Source organism: Bifidobacterium catenulatum PV20-2, assembly GCF_000800455.1.
Taxonomy (GTDB): domain Bacteria; phylum Actinomycetota; class Actinomycetes; order Actinomycetales; family Bifidobacteriaceae; genus Bifidobacterium; species Bifidobacterium kashiwanohense_A.
In genome coordinates this window covers 155531-172661 of the sequence record NZ_CP007456.1, presented here as the reverse complement: position 1 = coordinate 172661, position 17131 = coordinate 155531, and the positions used below count along the sequence as shown (strand labels likewise).

Below are 17131 nucleotides of genomic sequence, written 5' to 3'. Positions count from 1 at the left end.
ATTGCGATTCGCGAGAATTCGATGATGATTCGGCGATGACTTGGTGATAATCCACGTTTTTTGTTACTTACAGCTGATTCGTGTGGCGTTTTGCGTAAATATGCTGTATACTGTCTCTCTGTTGCCCCTCTAGCTCAACGGTTAGAGCAGCGTCCTTTTAAGTCGTGGGTTGTGGGTTCGAATCCCACGGGGGGCACATGCGAAAAGCCTCGGAAGCCAATGTTTTCAACAGTCTCCGAGGCTTTCTTGTTTTTGCGGTCTAATAGGTCAAAGGCCGCAACCCAGCATTTACCCAGTACATTCACCGCTACAGACATCGCAGACTCGATGTCATTTCACGACCTCCCGAAACGCATCTTGCGCCCATCAAACAGCATTAGAAACAGTTTCGACATACGCGCGGGCGCGAATTCCGTGGTTTGGGGTACACTAGACATATTCGAACAAACGTTCGTATTTTCGGGAATTCTGGGGAATTCCCCACTATATACAGTGAGGAAACTCACGACACACCACTACCGGTAGTGTGTATGCTAGATAGTGGCTTGCGTAAGCGAGCATAACCGAAGAACGTGGCCGACACGGCTTTCGCAAACGACGGAAGCCATTTGCATAGGGAGGAAATCGAATGACCGTGACCGTCTTCACCAATCCGAGCAACCCGCAATGCGAAGCCACCGAACAAGAGCTTGCAAAGCTGGGCGTGCGTTACGACACCGTCGACCTGACGAAAAACCCGTCCACCTTCGAACAGATCAAAAACGCCGGTTTCAAGCAGATTCCGGTCGTCATCTCACCGAATTCCTCGTGGAGTGGACATAGGCCGGATTTGATCCGCCAGCTCGCACAAAGCTTCGCCGCATAAGCAAGTAGAAGTCAGTGCACCGAGTCCGCGAAGGCAGTGCGGGCACAGGTCACATGCAGTCACGCAGGGCGCGACCAACAGCGGACGTCACCATCCGCGTTCTTCCACAAAGCTTCGCCGTCTAGGCCATAAAACAGTCATCCACTACATACGGCTGGCAGTAGACGGATCGAGCGTCATGGTCTGGAACCGATTGGCCATGAAGCCGTCGTCGAAATACGTGGCGAAGAATTGCGAAACAGGCGAATTCTGCGCAATACCCGCCATACGCGAATACCAGGAATCCAGAGCCATCAACGTCATCACGCCGTCAACGAAAATCAGCGCGAAACACACCGCCGTCAACGTATAGCGAATCTTCCACGGAATACGCTGAATCATCGCAAGCAAATGCGGCAGAATCAGCTTCACCCACACCAAGCCGAGTACTCCCCAGAAAAACATGTATTTGCCGGATGTGCGCCCATCAATTGACAGCCATTGACCCGTGTAATCCCACGCGCGAATACCGAACGCAACCTCCATGAACCAGCTGGTGAAATATTCAAACGCGCCGCCAATCACCGCACTCGCGCAGAAAATCAGCATCCAATTCGACCGCCACAAGTGGTTGAGCAACACCGTCAGGATCACCGCGCCGAAACCGTAGATAGGTGAGAACGGCCCCCACAAAAAACCGGCGCGATCCTGCCATTCGCCGAACAGCACATAGTGGTACAGCGTCTCCACTACCAGACCAAACACGCAACCGACCACAAACAGCCAGAACAAGTTGAAGAAATCCAACGAAATGTAGCCTTTGCCAGTCAGATCACGGCCGGCCATACCCTTCGAAACAGCCGTCTCATACTCGCTGCGCGCATCCAAACGACGAAGCGCGAACTGCAAACGTCGCTCCTCGCGCAGCGACGGATCAGCCGTGATATGCAACGCAACCAATACAAGCAGCTGCACGGTCGGACTGATCAGATTCACACCCAAACCCTGCAACGACAACGACAATAGGCCTTCCGCAAGCGTGAGCGGAATCATCAGATACGTCCATTGCGCGATATGCCGACGCTTGTTGAGAATCAGCAGCACGCCGAAAATCGCAAGGCATGCGGTGGAGACCAGCAGCACCACAGCATGAATAACCGACAGAATAGTGGTGAGATTCAGCGCGCCAAACGCCAGTTTGCCGGAAAGCGCGGCATGGACTGCATACAGGCAGGAAATCACGATGATCGGCAACGTCACCACGCCTTCGATCAACATGATGATGCCGTAAATACGTGCAATCAGCGGCAGTCTGCGGTCGGCAGGATTGCCGTTATCTTCCGCCGATTGCGATTGCGCATGCGATTGCGCAATGATGCCGCCCTCTTCAATCGCTGCGATTTCGGTTTCGTCGGCAATGGCCGCGCTCACTTCTTCGGTTTTGCCCATACTATCGGTTTTGCCCATACTATTCGTCCTTCCCTGCACAACGCTACCAAAATCCAATCGCAGTGCGCTACACGAGAGGATTGTTTGTGCGCAACCCGCACAACCTGCGATTTCTGTCTGCACAAGTCACATGTCATCTCGCAATCACAAGATGTGCAGACAGCAGACTCGACTTTCGCAGACACAGAAGGCAAGTTGTGCGGTCGCCAACAGCAAGATTCACAGTCCCGCCGCAGTTTGTCGTGTTTATTTCAGCCATGGGCGGATCGTATTTACGCCTGTGCCCAAATTTGTCCGAGAGCGGGTATTACGATACGGGAGGCGTAGCGCTACGGATAACGTATCGCTATGCGCGAACACGGTCGAACATCCATTGGACTGGGGAGACAATGCGCAACGTACTGCAGATTCTGCGTCGTGACCTCAAACGACTCGTCACCGTACCTGCCGCCTGGGTCATCATGATCGGTATAACCATCATTCCGCCGCTGTACGCATGGTTCAACATCTACGGATTCTGGAATCCGTATGGCAATACCCAAGGCATCAAAGTTGCCGTGGCCAACGTCGACACAGGCACCGACAACGCTCTGCTCGGCAAAATGAACCTCGGCGACCAGATTGAAGACACGCTGAAAGACAACGACCAGCTTGGCTGGGAATTCATGGGCAAGGCCGAAGCGATGGAAGCGGTACAGTCCGGCGACTGCTATGCGGCGATCATCATCCCCTCCAATTTCAGCGAGGATCTCGCCAACGTCGTGACCGAAAGCAAGAACCGGCCGACGCTGGAATACTATGTCAACGAAAAATCGAGCCCGATCTCCCCGAAAATCACCGATCAAGGCGCGACCACCGTTGACCGTACCGTCAACAACACCTTTGTCTCCACCGTCAGCGAAGTACTCACTAAAGCCGTGAACTCCGCTAATGGCACCATCAACGGCAAAACCAACTCCTTCGTCAACGAAACCACAGCAGAACTCGACAAAACCCAGAAGAACGTAAGCCTTATCCGCTCCACCATCGAAGATCTTGACGCACAGCTCGCCAACGTGCCGCAACAAACGCAATCCGCCCGTCAGGCAATGAACGACGTGCAGCTGGCCGCAGCAAGCGCGGGCAAGGGCCTGGCGAACACCTCCACCGCGATCGGCACCGCGCAAAACGGACTCAATACCTTCACTGCCAACGCCAACACCGCTTTGGAAAACGGTTCCGGTCTGATTTCGCAGGCCACCAGCGACACCACCACCAGCATCAACAAGGTAACCACGGCCGTCTCGTCCGCAAGCGGCACCGCGCAGCAGGCCGTCAGCAACATGCAAAGCGTGACCGACAGCAACGCCCAGCTCATCGAGAAGCTCAAAGGCGTCAGCGACAACACGCAGTATCAGGACATCATCAAGAAGCTCGAAGACACCAACAACACGGCCGCCGGCACGCTCAACGACCTCAAAACGTTGAGCGAAAACACGCAATCCACGTCCGACAGCGTCGCCAAGCTCGCCACCGACTTCAACACCAGCACGCAAAATTCACTGAAAAGCATGGAAGATGCCCGCAACACGTTGAATTCCGGCGCACTCCCCCAGCTCAACTCAGGCCTGAGCTCGCTCGCCATGACCGCAGGCACGCTGTCTGGCACCGTGACCAGCCAAAACACCATCGTCACCCAAACCTCCGCCGTGCTCGACCAGCTCTACCAGGTAGCGAACGACACCCGCACCACCCTGCAGAACACCGACAAGCAGCTTGAACAGGTGGAGAACAAGCTCATCACCGTCAGCACCGACCTGAAGGCACTCGGCAGCGTCGACATGCTGAAAAACCTGACCGGCGACAGCTCCCTCGACACAGAGAAAATCGCCTCGTTCATGCAGTCCCCCACCGTGATCGACACGAAGAACGTGTACCCGATAAACTCCTACGGTTCCGGCATGGCTCCGCTCATGACCAATCTGGCCCTGTGGGTGGGCGCGTTCGCCTTCGTGGTGATCTTCAAGGTGGAAGTCGACGATGAAGGCCTCGAAGACCTCGACCTGACCGCTTCCGAAAAGTATTTCGCCCGCTACATGCTGCTCGGCATCATGGGCGCGGCTCAAGGCACGATCACCACCATCGGCGACCTGCTACTTGGCGTGCAGACCGTGAACGCACCGTTGTTCGCGCTTACCGGCATCATCACATCGCTGGTGTATCTGAGCATCACATTCGCGCTATCGACCACGTTCATGCATATCGGCAAGGGATTGTGCGTCGCGTTGATTATCGTGCAGATTCCGGGCGCTTCCGGCCTGTATCCGATTGAGATGATGCCGAAATTCTTCCGTATGGTCTACCCGTTCGTGCCATTCAGTTATTCGATTGACGCGTTCCGCGAGACGATTGCCGGCTTCTACGATGGGCATTGGCTCAAGTCGATTGGCACGCTGCTGCTGTTCGCCGTGGCCGCGTTCTTCATTGGACTTGCGATTCGACCGCTGCTGGTTAATCTCAACCGCCTGTTCGCCCGTCAGATCAAGGAAAGCGACATGATCATCGGCGAGGAAGTACAGCTTCCGGAACGCGGATACAACGTATCCCAAGCCATTCAGGTGCTTGCCGACAAGGGCGGCTACCGTGAGGCGATCGAGGAACGCGCAAGCCGTTTCGCCGAACTGTATCCGAAGTTCAAGCGTGGCGCGCTCATCGCCGGTTTCATTGTGCCGGTGATTCTGGTGCTGATTTTCTCCTTCACCAACGGCGAGAAGAGCGTGGTGCTTGCCACCTGGATCATCTGGGTGCTGCTCATCATCGGATTCCTGATGGTCATCGAATATATGCGTTTCAGCCTGCAACGCCAGGTGGAACTCGGCAGCCTCAGCGACGAAGCGATTCGCGAACAACTGGTGGAACGCCAAGCTGCAAGGCTGCGCCGCAAGAAGCGCGCGCAACGAATCAGGCGAGATGAGCTGATGCGCAAGGCACAACGAAGAAAACACGAAACCAAACAGGCGATCGCCAACGTCGCAAGCACCAGCCAAGCCGATGCCGACGGCATCGCAACACTGGTACAGGCCATGAACGCGACCGGCAACACCGGCACAGCAAACAACACCAATTCCAACGGTAACAGCGAAAGGAGCAACGCATGAAAAACATCTGGAAACTGTTCGTCGGCGACGTTCGACGCCTGACCAGCAACATCGTCTCCATCATCATCGTTACCGGACTGGTGGTGATTCCAGGTCTGTTCTCTTGGTTCAACATCAGCGCAAGCTGGGATCCGTTTGCCAACACCGGCAATCTGAAATTCGCCGTCGCCAACGACGATGAAGGCTACAAGTCCGACCTCATTCCAGTGAAGATCAGCATCGGCGAGCAAGTCGTCAACACCTTGCGCGCCAACGACCAGCTGGACTGGACCTTCACCACCAAAAAAGAGGCCATCGACGGCACCAAATCCGGCAAATACTATGCGGCAGTGGTGATTCCGAAAGATTTCAGCACCCGCATGATGACGTTCTTCACCGCGGACGGCGACCATGCCACGCTCACCTACTACAACAACGAGAAGAAGAACGCACTCGCCCCGAAGATCACCGGCCAAGGAGCCGACACCGTGGCAGCGCAGATCAACGAAATGTTCTCCAAAACGTTGACGAGCACCGCGCTCAACATCGCCTCGCAGCTGGCCGACGAGCTTGACAAACCGGAATCGCAGACCACGCTCACCAACTTCAGCAACAACATGGGCAATTTCGCGAACACGCTTACAGACACGTCGTCCGCGTTGACCACGTTCAGCTCGCTGACGTTGAGCGCGCAGAACCTGCTCGACAGTTCCAACAGCCTGCTCTCCAACGTGAGTGGCAGCGCGAAGAACGCCGTCAACGAGCTCAAACAGTCGAAGAACGGCATCGACGATCTGACCGGAGCCGTCAAAACCAGCACGAATGCGTTGAGCACCGCATTGAGCAGCTCGTCGAACAGCTTCGGCGCGGTCTCCACCGATATTGACAGCGTATTCAACAATGCGGGCACCCAAGCCGGCAATACGGCCACCGCCCTGCGCAATCAGGCTGCGAACGTATCCAAGCAGGCGCAAAGCTATCAGAACATCTACGATGCCCTCGACGAGCTCAGCAACAACAATCTGGTGCCGGAAGTCGCGAAAATCGCCATCAATCATCTCAAAACCAACGTGGGCGCGACCATTACGCAACTCAACGATTTAGCGAACTCACTCAACACCAGCGCCGACAATATCGACGCGAAGGTGAGCGACACCACAGCCGACCGTGAGCGCGTGAGCCAGCTTGCCCAGCAGGCGAAGGCCTCCATCGACGGCATCAAAACCGATTTCGACAGCCAGCTCAAGCCGCAGCTCAACGATATTTCCGATTCAATCAGCAGCACGGCCACCGCATTGAGCAGCACGGCCGCCGATCTGAAGGGCGCGTTGGGAGATCTCAACAGCACCACGAAATCGGCAGACAAGCAGCTGACCAATATTCGCACGGTGCTTGATTCCACCGCCGAAAGCCTCACCAAGGCGAGCACCGCGCTGTCTTCGTTCAATGGCACACTTTCCGACGCGCTGAACAGCGGCGATATGGGCACCGTTAAGGAAGTGCTCGGCAACAACACGGATTCGCTGGCGGCGGCTCTTGCGGCGCCCGTCCAGGTGAAGCGCACGGCTGTGTTCCCTGTTAAGAATTTCGGCTCGCAGTTGGCGCCGTTCTACACGATTCTTCCGCTGTTCGTAGGTTCGCTGCTTATGGCTGTAACGCTGAAACCCGGTGTTTCACGCAAGAACCGTGAGGGTCTTGACAATCCGAAGCCGCATCAGCTGTTCCTCGGCCATTATGGCGTGTTTGGTGTGATCGCGCTGCTGCAGAGCACGTTCTCGCTGGGCGGCAATCTCCTGTTTCTGCATGTGCAGGCGGTGCATCCGTGGCTGTTCATGCTGGCTGGCTGGACGAGCTCCTTGGTGTTCTCGTTCTTCACGTACACGATGGTGGCGAGTTTCGGCAATGTGGGCAAGGCTATTGGCGTGCTGGTGCTGGTGGCGCAGATTTCCGGTTCGAATGGCGCGTATCCGCTTGCCGTGCTGCCGAAGATTATCAGCGATATCAGCCCGTTCCTGCCGGCCACGCATTCGATTGTGGCATTGCGTGCGGCAATTGCCGGTATTTACAACAACGATTACTGGCATGCGCTCGGCTCGCTGCTGCTGTTCCTGATTCCGCTGCTGCTGATTGGCCTGGTGCTGCGTATTCCTCTGGTCAAGTTCAACAAGTGGTATGTGGCGAAGGTGGAAAGCACCAAGGTGATCTCATGATTACCGGAGTGCATGAGGCGGTTTCCGAAGCTGTTTCCGATGTGGTTTCCGACGCGGTCAGTGACGTGCATGAGGCTGTTTGCAAGGCGCAAAGCCGCCGCGAGCAGCTTCGTGAGCGGACCGACCATAAGATTATGAAGGCCACGCTTGCGATTGTGATTTCCGATGGCGTCGGCGCGGTGACCATCGAAGAGGTCGCTCGTCGTTCCGGCGTTGCGAAAACCACGATTTATCGCCGCTATAAGAATGCTGATGATCTGTTGCGCCGCGTGCAGCTGGAAGTTGCGGGATTACCGGATTTCAGCGATGTCGAGTTGTCGAAAAACGGTTTGCTGACGATATTGCAACGCATTCAAGGTTGTTTTTTCGACAGCGATTTTGGTTTGAAGGCCGTTGGTGTGGTGCTTTCGTCTGATAACACTTCGTTGCATGCGATTGCCGATCAAGTGCTTGTTCCTGCGGAAAAGCGTTTTTCTGAGTTTGTTGAACGCGGTATGAAAGCCGGAGTGTTCCATAATGGATTGGATCCGCAATTCCTATTCAGCACGATACTCGGCTCCATGCTCGCCTGTAAGGCGTTGCATGGCGACGCAAGTATTCCTTGGCCTGAGAACATGACGGCTGTTCTGTGGCCCGTTATGGCCGTCTGAAAGGCATTGCAGAGCAGAGTTGCACTAGTAGTATCTGAAACTAATAAGCGCCCCCGCTACGGCCTTTAATCACTCTTTGAGTGAGGCTGTAGCTGAGGCGCTCATTGTACGTTTGCAGACTTTTCGCCGCTACTGGCCCTATTGGATTGACGCTTCCTGACGGGCCACGTCCAACGCCTTGTTGAACGCTTCCGACGTCCAGCTGGCACCGGCCACCTTGTCTACCTTGAGGTCTTTGAGAGGCCTGCCGTCCACCACGCCGTTGATGGCTTCGGCGAACGCATTCTGGTGCTTTTTGGAGATGGACGTGAACGGATGCCCGATAACCTCCACATTGGTGACAGTCTGGTCTTTGACCGTCACATGCACGTCGATGGTGTCTTCGCCCACCGGCCCGTACTGGCCGTTGATCGAGTAGGTACCGTCGGCGTAGTTGCCGGTGTCTTGCTTGTCGGATGTAGTGCTGTTCGGATCGTCGGCATGGTTTTTGTCGTCCGTATCCGCAGAATCGCCGGAGTCGGTGGCGCTACCGCTGTTCTTTGAATTTTCTTCCTGCGATTGCACGCTTTCGCCGGAATTTCCGGCATATTCATCGTCCATCGGCGTCGCCGTGGGTTCGCCGCATGCCGACAGTAATGCAAGGCTTGCCGCAGACAGCGCGATTACTTTGATCGCATTCGATGATTCGTTGCTCATGTTCGCTCCGTACGATTCGTCAGTGCTATGGCTTGGATTATTCGGCTGATTTCAGCTTATTCCTCACCGCCGGTTTTCGCGGCTTTGGTCGGGTCGGCGAAGCTGATGGCCGTCTCGCCATTCTGTGCGCCTTCCGCAGTGGAACCGGTGTATGCCGGCTTGCCGCCCGACTGCTCATAGGTCTTCCGTGCGGCCTCATCATTCCACTTCTCGCCGACGAGCACGCCATGGTTGAGCATAATCTCACGCTGGGCACAAGATGCGACGAGCGCATCATGGGTCACGACGATGATGGTAGTGCCCTGCTCGTGCAGCTGACGGAACAGGTCAAGCACGATTTTCTCGTTCTTCTCATCCAAATTGCCGGTCGGTTCGTCCGCAAGAATCAGTTTCGGGCAATTGATGAGCGCACGTGCGATGCACACGCGCTGCTGTTCGCCGCCGGAAAGCTGGCCGGGCAGATGGTGGGCACGCTCCTTCAAACCGACGCGCTCCAACGCTTCCAACGCCTGCTGCTCGTTGACTACGGAATGGTAGTACTGTGCCACCATCACGTTTTCCACAGCCGTCAGATGCGGTACCAGATAGAACTTCTGGAACACCAATCCGATCATGTTCTTACGCACGTCGGCAAGCTGCTTGGCGTTCAAATCCTCCAACTTGCGGCCTTCCAGCATGACGGAACCCTTTGAAGGCGTGTCCATGCAGCCAATCATGTTCATCAGCGTGGTTTTGCCGGAACCCGACGAACCGACAATCGCAAGCCATTCACCTTGCGGAACGGTCAAAGTCAAATCGTCGACGGCACGCAAATCGCCGTAAATCTTGGAAATATGATCCAATTCAAGCAACGTATTCAACGTATTCTCGGAACTCATGATTATTCCTCCCTCAAAACGATGGCGGGGTCGATACGGGTTGCGCGGCGAACCGGCGGAATGGATGCGATGACGGCGATGAGCACGCTCAACAGCAGCGAAGCGACGCCCAACAGCCAGTTGAAGCCGATGGCACGCTCGAATACGGACACGCACAGCACGCGGGCCAGCAGGTAGCCGATAGCAGTGCCGATCAGGCCGCCAATCAGTCCGTAGATGGCGGATTCCACATAGAATTCAGTGCCGATGGCCTGCGACGATGCGCCCAACGCCTTGCGCAAGCCGATTTCGTTGCGTCGCTGAGACACGATGGAACTGATGGTGGTGCCCACGCCCACAAACGTCAGCACGAGCACGACCAGCGACACGATCCAGAACAGGGTTTGCAGCATGGCGATGATACGAGTGTCGGAGGAGGTGATTTTGGTGACGGTCTGCGCTTTCACACCGGTTGACGGATTCGCATTAATCGATTTGACGACGTCGTTGAGTTCGCTACCTACCGCATTGACGGAATATTCGATCACGTCCGCACCGCGTTTGGAACCGGCCAGTTTGGCCACGTCAGCGTTGACCGCGTAGACGATTTCGTCTTCGCTGCCGCCCGTATCGACGATGCCTCCGACACGGAATTCAGTGCCGGTGTTCTCCATAATGTCGGACGAAACACGGCCATTTTCCGTGGCTTGCGCTTCGGTTTGGCCGAGAGCGCCGGAATCCTGCGCATCGTCGGATGCGCGGTAGCCGATGGTTACGGTCGAACCGATGGAGACACCGAGCGCGTCGGCCACATCACGGCCGAGCATCACATTGCCTTCGCTAGGCCAGTCGCCGGTTACGTTCCAGTGATGGTTAAGCGCCTTCACGTCTTTGGTTGTGATGCCGGCCATCGTGTATGGCGCCGAGTTGATGCGCACGCTTTCATACCGGTAGGCTGCGGAACGGGCGCTGTATGAGCCTTTCACCATCTGGTTCAACGCTTTGGCGGTATCGGTGTCGATTCCGCTGGACTTTTCACTCGATTCGGACGGCGTGACGATCAGGTTTGCGCCGTACGCACGCATTTCCTCGTTCATCTGCTGCGGTACCGCAATACATGTCGCCGCAAGGCAGAATAGCGTGGCAGCGCCCACCATGGATGCGATCACGGCCATAACGGCTCGTGAACGGCGGCGGAACACCGCGCCCCACAGCATGGTGAAGAACATCTTGCGATTAGTCATCTCATGCCCCTTACGGACTGTCTTGAACTCAGCGGCCATGCAAGACCTCCGCAGGTTTGAGTCCCAGAATCGAACGGATCGACGAGAACGAGGCGATCAGCACGGTAAGCGTCAGCAACACAAACACCAGCACAAACACCATCGGACGCATCGTAATGCCGGAACCGAATACCACGTGTCCCACAATCTGCGCAACACCGGAACCCAACAGCGCACCGACAATCGCACCAATCAACGAAATCACAGCCGTCTCAGCGAGCATCAGGCGAGAAACCGCACCATCGGTGGCACCAATCGCCTTCAGCAACGCCAATTCGGAACCGCGCTCACCAATCGAGGCGGCCATCAGGTTCGCCACTGCAATAGCGGCCGCAACCAACGAAAGCACGGTCATCAGCACCATCACCGCCTGCGTTTTCTGCAGCACATCGCCCTGCAATGCGGCCACCTGACGCACCTGCTTGGCTACGGAACCGGGAATAACCTCTTCGATCTGGTAGGCGATGGACGAAGGGTACGCGGTGCAATACCATGTTTCCCACTCGTCTTGTGTAAGCGCATTCGGATTCTTCGACGCCTTACGCGCCAAATCATTGTCTGGCGTGGTCAGAGCCTTGACTTCGATCTTGTCGATGGAATCAGGCAGATTCGCAAGCACCTGCGCGGTGGATGACGGAATGTACATCGCATTGTTGTCGCTATCGCCGGAATCGTAAATGCCGGTGATGGTGATCCGCTGCTTGTTGCGGCTGCCGTCGGCGGTGGTTTTGTAGAGGGTTACGGCATCTCCCTTGGTTACGCCGAGTTTGGATGCGAGCGTAGTGCCGATCAGGCCTTGCGCGCTATCGTCTTTCGGCCAGGAGCCGTCAAGCTTCCACCACGAACGCATGCCGTTCATGCCCGCCACCGTAGATTCGCCGGAATCCATATGCAGGGTCTTGGCGAACCATGTGCCCACGATCGGCACGCTGGAAGCCTTGCAGGAGCTGGAATCCACTGATTCGGACGCGCAGTTCACGTCAGCATGGATATTAAGTTCGGGGGCGAAATTCGTGATGTTGAACGCCCAGAAGATGGTTTTGATCTTCGGTGCGTCCGATTCCTTCAAAAATGTGGTCGGATCGGATTCGGAAGTGCCGGAAGCGCTGCTATCCGCGTCACCACCCGTGTTGTACAGGTCGTTGACCACGGCATCAGCCTTGGGCTGCACGGTGATGTTGGAACCGTACGTCGACAGTTCGGCGTTCAGCTTGTCTCCAACGTCGAACACCACGCCCAGCATGGCCACGCTGACCGTAGCCGACAGGCACACGGTGACCGCGATCAGCAGTCTACGTTTGAACTGTCTGCTGAACGAGCGGAAAATCATTCGAAAAAAGAACATGACTACCTCTTTCCGCTCACTGGAAATGCGTCGACAATGCGTCGAGCGTCGAAGTTTGGATTACGATTTTGCCGGATTCAACCTGATAATCAAACGGCACAGGATTGCAGCCGCCCTTGAATCCGATAGTGGCGAGGTTGATGGCGACATCGCACTTCTTGCAGATGATCTTGCCATCCTTCTCGTAATAGCCCGCGTCACCGCAGTTATCACAAGCATCAAGACCGACACCGTACGCTCCACCATTCTTCTTGATGATAATGAAACGCATCACCGTGCCGTCTTTCGCCTTGTATTGGAAGCGATGCAGATGACCGTCGTTGATTTGGCTGAATTTGATGGTGGCCACACCGTCGCTCAGCGAATAATCCTCAGGCGGAGACAGCGTAATAACCTTCTTCGTTTGTGCCACACCATACGTGAGCGCGAACGTGATGCCAATCATCGCAACAAGGCTCCATGCGCCGGCCGCCTTCGCACGGCGACGGAACGCGATATGAGATCGCGCAATGGCCTCGTTTGCGCCTTCCGGTTTGATTTTGAAGCCCATCACAATGCTGGCGACCACCGGAATGATGAACACCAACACCATAGCAATGACCATATGGCGCTGATGATTAATGCACCACACCAACGCCAGGAACGCTTCCGTAGGGAAATGAACGATGCGCTTGGACTGCAGAATCTGCGCAAGATCAGTGAAATGCGAGACAAACAGCAGCGCAATCAGCAGCAGCACAGCCGTAGTGAACGACCAACGAATCGCAGTGGAACGCATCGTACGGAAAATCAACGCCGCAACAATCGCAGTGGCCGCACCCAATGCGAAACCAAGCGCACGAAGCAGCATATCCGAAGTGAAAATCGGATCTCCCGGCTCCACGAAAATCGTCAAACGCAAAATCACATCAGGCAACGCACGGAAGGTGGTGGCGGCAATCGCAAGAGCGCCAATCGCATTCGCAATATCGAGCAACGCGCGATGATCATGCCAATTCGTAGTGATGCGACGCGCGAACAGCACAATAACGAACACTGCGATATCGAAAATCACACAACACCACAACGTGGGGTAATTGACGAACGTACGCTGATTGATCACCGCGGACGCACGCAACGCGGCGAACACAATGGCACCCGCGAATCCAATAATGAAGCCCGCAAGACGCCAGTACGCACTCAACGGCTTGTCACGCCCCTCACCGACCGTGAGCATCACGTTCAGCGCCATAATCAGCAAAGCCGGTGCCAGCGTTCCCTGCAACACCGTGACGTACTGCGTCAGCATCTCACACCTTTCGTTGTATATCCCTGTCAAAGCCTAGTGAATTCGGCACGCAAAAGGAACCCCCTTACCAAGATTCCCAAAAAAGCGCGTTATCTCCCAAAAGCGTATCCCCTAAAACGCAAGAGAGCGGTTGCTTGGATGGTTGTTCGACCGTAGGCTCGGCCGAATGGCCTTGAGTGCGTCGAACGACTATCCAAGCAACCGCGAACGCCGTACCCATATTCGCGCTACTTACATACGTTTCGCGATACGTGAACGGCGTTAACCACGAGTTGAATCTCAACATGAATTCAGGCTTACATCCAAACCGTTTCGCTTGGCATATGCCGGAACTCGAGTTTCAGATCACCACTCCTGCGGGGTGTAGTTCCAATCCGGGAAGGTGACCTCGATCGGCTCGGTCCAGAAGCGGCCCTTGACACCGGTCTCCGGATCAACGTGCAGCATCCAACCCTTCTTCTCCGGAGATTCGATCTTCAGCACGAGCTTGTAAGAGCCGGCCTTGTCGAGCTTGACGTTGGCGCCGTAATGCGGGCCATCAGAGGCGTTCATCTGCATGAAGGTGCCGGAGCCTACGGACTCGTTGGACGTCTTGTCGATGATGTCGTAGTTCACGGTGAGGTCCGGCACGAAATCGCCCTTGCCGTAGCCGAGCTCAGTGCCCTTCTTGTTGGCGTGGATGTCGGCTTCGAGATGGAAGCTCGCGTCGGCGGCCTTCAGGCCCATGCCGGACGGTTCCATGTCGATCGGCTGGAAGTACACGGCGTTGACGGTCAGCGGGCCGACTTCCTGGTCGGAATGGTTCTCATCGACCTGGATCTCCTCGAAGCCCGCGCCGGAATCGCTGGAGCTGGAGTCGTCGGCGCCCTTGGTCTCCGACGTGGAGGTGCTGGACTTGCCGCTGGATGCGGCATTGTCGGAATTGCCGCATGCGGACAGGGAGAAGGCCATGGAGCCTGCCAACAGGATGCCGAGCAGGGCGGCGATCTTCTTATTCTTCATTGTGTTCTCTTCCTTTTCTTTGGTTCCTTGAGGAACGTTGGAAACTTATGGAAATCTCTAAATCTTTACTTGTGATTATTGATTGGCGCTTACTTAGCCTGTTCCACCTGCGCGGCCAACTTCATCCTGTGTTTCTTGATGAAACCGACCACGAACAGCACAACCACCGCGATCGCGGCAATCACCTGCGCCGTAATCGTTTCGATGTACGGATACAAGCCGATCCAATCGTTAGTTGGCACAGTGCTCAAGTAGGTGCCTTCAATAAGATCACCCTCGATGAGCGCATGGATGCCGCCACCCGCGAAAATGACAACCAATACGGCCATCAAAATCGAAGTTACGAGGAAGAACGGGCCGATCGGAATCTTCACCGAAGTGAATCGCAGAATCAGGAAGATGACGATCAGCACCGCGGCGGCGGCCAGACCGCCAACCCACATGCCGTGCGCATCCTGGCTCATGGAGTAGATGGACTCGTAGAAGATCACCGTTTCGGCACCCTCACGGAACACGGCGAGGAAGCTCAACATGGCAAGCGAGGCGATCATGCCCAAGCCCAAGCCCTGACCGGATTCGACCTTGCTTTGCGCGCCGGCCACAGCCGCTTCGGTCTTGTTCCTGATGTAGTTGTTCCACGCTTCCACAGAGCTCTTGTTGAGCATCCAGTTGCTGGTCCACAGCAGCATGAGGGTGGCGATAAGCGCACACACGCCTTCGGAAATCTCCTGAATCGGGCCGGAACCGCCGAACAGGAACGTGAAGAGCACGGCGACCAGACCGGAGCCGGCCAGACCTGCGACCACACCAAGGTAGATCCACTTGACGAAACGCTTGTTGCCGGACTTCACCAGGTAGGCGATCACTGCGGCCACCACCAGCAGCGCTTCGAGGCCCTCACGGATCAGAATGAGGAACGCCTGCCCGGCGGAGCTGGTGACGAGTTTGGTGAAGCCGTTGACATTGCCGGACGCACCACCGTCGAGGATGGCCGCGTCTTTCACAAGCCAGCTTTTCAAATCGTCGACGAGCTGCTTGATTTCCTTGTCGGAACCGCCGTCGCGCATGGTCTTGCGAGTCATCTTGAACTGGTATTCGACCTGCGAAACACGATCGCCGGCAATCGCATTCATCACGTTCTTTTCGAAGCCGAGCTTCTCGTAATACTGGTAGTACGCGTTGTTGACCAAAGCGGAGCCTTCATCGCCATTGCCAGAAGTGGCCGCCTTGTATGCCTTGTCGAGAATGGCGGTCATTTCGCTGGCAACCTCACTCCACGTGCGGTCGCCTTTGCCTTTGGATGAATTCTTCTTGGCCGCGTCGAGCTTCTTGCGCTCTTCCGCGGTTTGCGCGGCACGCTGCTTCGCGTATTCCTTAGGATTGGCGAGGTCTGCGTTCGCGTCGAGCGTTTGCGCGGTTGCGTTGATTTCGGCGGTCAGCGCGCCGATTTTGGCTGCGATGGCGTCGCCTTGGTCCCGCTGGTAGGCAAGACCTTCAAGATCGGTGAATTGCTGTAGCAGTTCCTTCTGCTTGTCGGCGCTGATGGTGTCGTTGACGACTTTCGAGAAGTTGGATGCGTCGTAACCGATCCAATGCGCGGTCTGGAAATCGGTGCCAGCCTGACCGTAATTGCCGTCATTGTAGTCTTTTTCGGCAGTCGCAAGCTGGTCTTCGATGTTCTTCGCAGCGGCAGTCCAGGAATCAAAATTCGTTTGACCGTCATCGGCGGCGGACGCCGACTGCGGGACTACGGTAGTCGCGAAAAGCGTGGCCAACGCGATCATCAAGGCCGCAATGAACGCGACAAGGCGACCGAACACACTTGTAGCCCGCTGCGTATCGCAGGATGACATAAGACCGCTTCCTCTCTCAGCCGTTCATAATCCGATTCACGAGTGCGCCACCTTTGCCATACGCACAGTGCGCACCGACTTCACAAGATAGAACGAAAAAAATCGAAATAACAGTCTTGATTTTTTGGCAGTTTTGTTGTAAACACCCACAAAACGATGGAATTCCGCCATTCTTATTTTCTGTAATCCGCGCGTGTCATCTCACATAGTGGCACACTCGCAGCATGCTTGTTGAATTCGACGCGCCGGAATCCGCCGCCATCTGTATGGGACCAGTCGAAACGGAGCGTCATACGATAAGCGAGATGCGCTATATGTGGCAGATTCCTGGCCTCACGAAAAACAATATGCGCTATATGTGGCACTTACCCTCATCCAACCATACCTAAGGGGGTGCAAATGACACCCTCCAAAACCGGTTGCCCAATGAAATCTGCCACATATAGCGCAGATCACTTTTCCAAGACCGGAAAAACTGCCACATATAGCGCAAATCAAACAGGTCAACAGGCATCCCCTCTACAAGGGGCCGCCACCC

The 17131-nt window shown here is 55.7% G+C and carries 12 protein-coding genes and 1 tRNA gene; 5 read left to right on the top strand and 8 right to left on the bottom strand.

All coding sequences use genetic code 11. The annotated features are described in order from the left end of the window. The first annotated feature begins 123 nt into the window (after positions 1-123). Positions 124-196 (top strand) — tRNA-Lys (locus AH68_RS00635). A gap of 432 nt (positions 197-628) precedes the next feature. Beyond that, entirely contained in the window at positions 629-865 is a 237-nt protein-coding gene (locus AH68_RS00630; protein WP_003833732.1) for a glutaredoxin family protein, read from the top strand. 144 nt (positions 866-1009) lie between these two features. Here AH68_RS00630 and AH68_RS00625 read toward each other — a convergent pair whose 3' ends face one another. Then, on the bottom strand, positions 1010-2293 hold the full coding sequence (locus tag AH68_RS00625) for a putative ABC transporter permease (protein ID WP_039199624.1): 1284 nt from the start codon (positions 2291-2293) through the stop codon (positions 1010-1012). Positions 2294-2682: 389 nt separating this feature from the next. Between AH68_RS00625 and AH68_RS00620 the strand changes: the two genes are divergently transcribed. The 3 genes from AH68_RS00620 to AH68_RS00610 are packed head-to-tail and all read left to right on the top strand — an operon-like array spanning position 2683 to position 8269. Further along, positions 2683-5430, top strand: coding sequence for a YhgE/Pip domain-containing protein (locus tag AH68_RS00620; RefSeq protein ID WP_039196678.1), 2748 nt, complete (start codon positions 2683-2685; stop codon positions 5428-5430). Then, positions 5427-7619, top strand: a complete 2193-nt coding sequence (locus tag AH68_RS00615) for a YhgE/Pip domain-containing protein (RefSeq protein ID WP_039196677.1) — start codon at positions 5427-5429, stop codon at positions 7617-7619. The genes AH68_RS00620 and AH68_RS00615 overlap by 4 nt, the downstream gene beginning before the upstream one ends. Continuing rightward, complete coding sequence (locus tag AH68_RS00610) at positions 7616-8269, top strand: TetR/AcrR family transcriptional regulator (protein ID WP_039196675.1); 654 nt, start codon at positions 7616-7618, stop codon at positions 8267-8269. The genes AH68_RS00615 and AH68_RS00610 overlap by 4 nt, the downstream gene beginning before the upstream one ends. 138 nt (positions 8270-8407) lie before the next feature. Here AH68_RS00610 and AH68_RS00605 read toward each other — a convergent pair whose 3' ends face one another. The 7 genes from AH68_RS00605 to AH68_RS00575 form a co-directional block, all read right to left on the bottom strand. Continuing rightward, positions 8408-8965, bottom strand: coding sequence for an FMN-binding protein (locus AH68_RS00605; RefSeq protein ID WP_039196674.1), 558 nt, complete (start codon positions 8963-8965; stop codon positions 8408-8410). 56 nt (positions 8966-9021) lie between these two features. Next, on the bottom strand, positions 9022-9843 hold the full coding sequence (locus AH68_RS00600; protein WP_039196673.1) for an ABC transporter ATP-binding protein: 822 nt from the start codon (positions 9841-9843) through the stop codon (positions 9022-9024). Positions 9844-9845: 2 nt separating this feature from the next. Further along, a complete protein-coding gene (locus AH68_RS00595; RefSeq protein WP_039199623.1) occupies positions 9846-11066 on the bottom strand; it encodes an ABC transporter permease in 1221 nt (406 codons plus the stop codon). 28 nt (positions 11067-11094) lie between these two features. Then, a complete protein-coding gene (locus AH68_RS00590) occupies positions 11095-12450 on the bottom strand; it encodes an ABC transporter permease (protein ID WP_039196672.1) in 1356 nt (451 codons plus the stop codon). A gap of 16 nt (positions 12451-12466) precedes the next feature. Further along, positions 12467-13738 carry a DUF2318 domain-containing protein gene (locus tag AH68_RS00585; RefSeq protein WP_039196671.1) on the bottom strand — a complete coding sequence of 424 codons (1272 nt, stop codon included), beginning with the start codon at positions 13736-13738 and terminating at the stop codon, positions 12467-12469. A gap of 345 nt (positions 13739-14083) precedes the next feature. Beyond that, positions 14084-14740, bottom strand: coding sequence for an iron transporter (locus AH68_RS00580; protein ID WP_039196667.1), 657 nt, complete (start codon positions 14738-14740; stop codon positions 14084-14086). 89 nt (positions 14741-14829) lie between these two features. After that, positions 14830-16593, bottom strand: coding sequence for an FTR1 family iron permease (locus AH68_RS00575; protein ID WP_039196666.1), 1764 nt, complete (start codon positions 16591-16593; stop codon positions 14830-14832). Between the last annotated feature and the right edge of the window lie 538 nt (positions 16594-17131).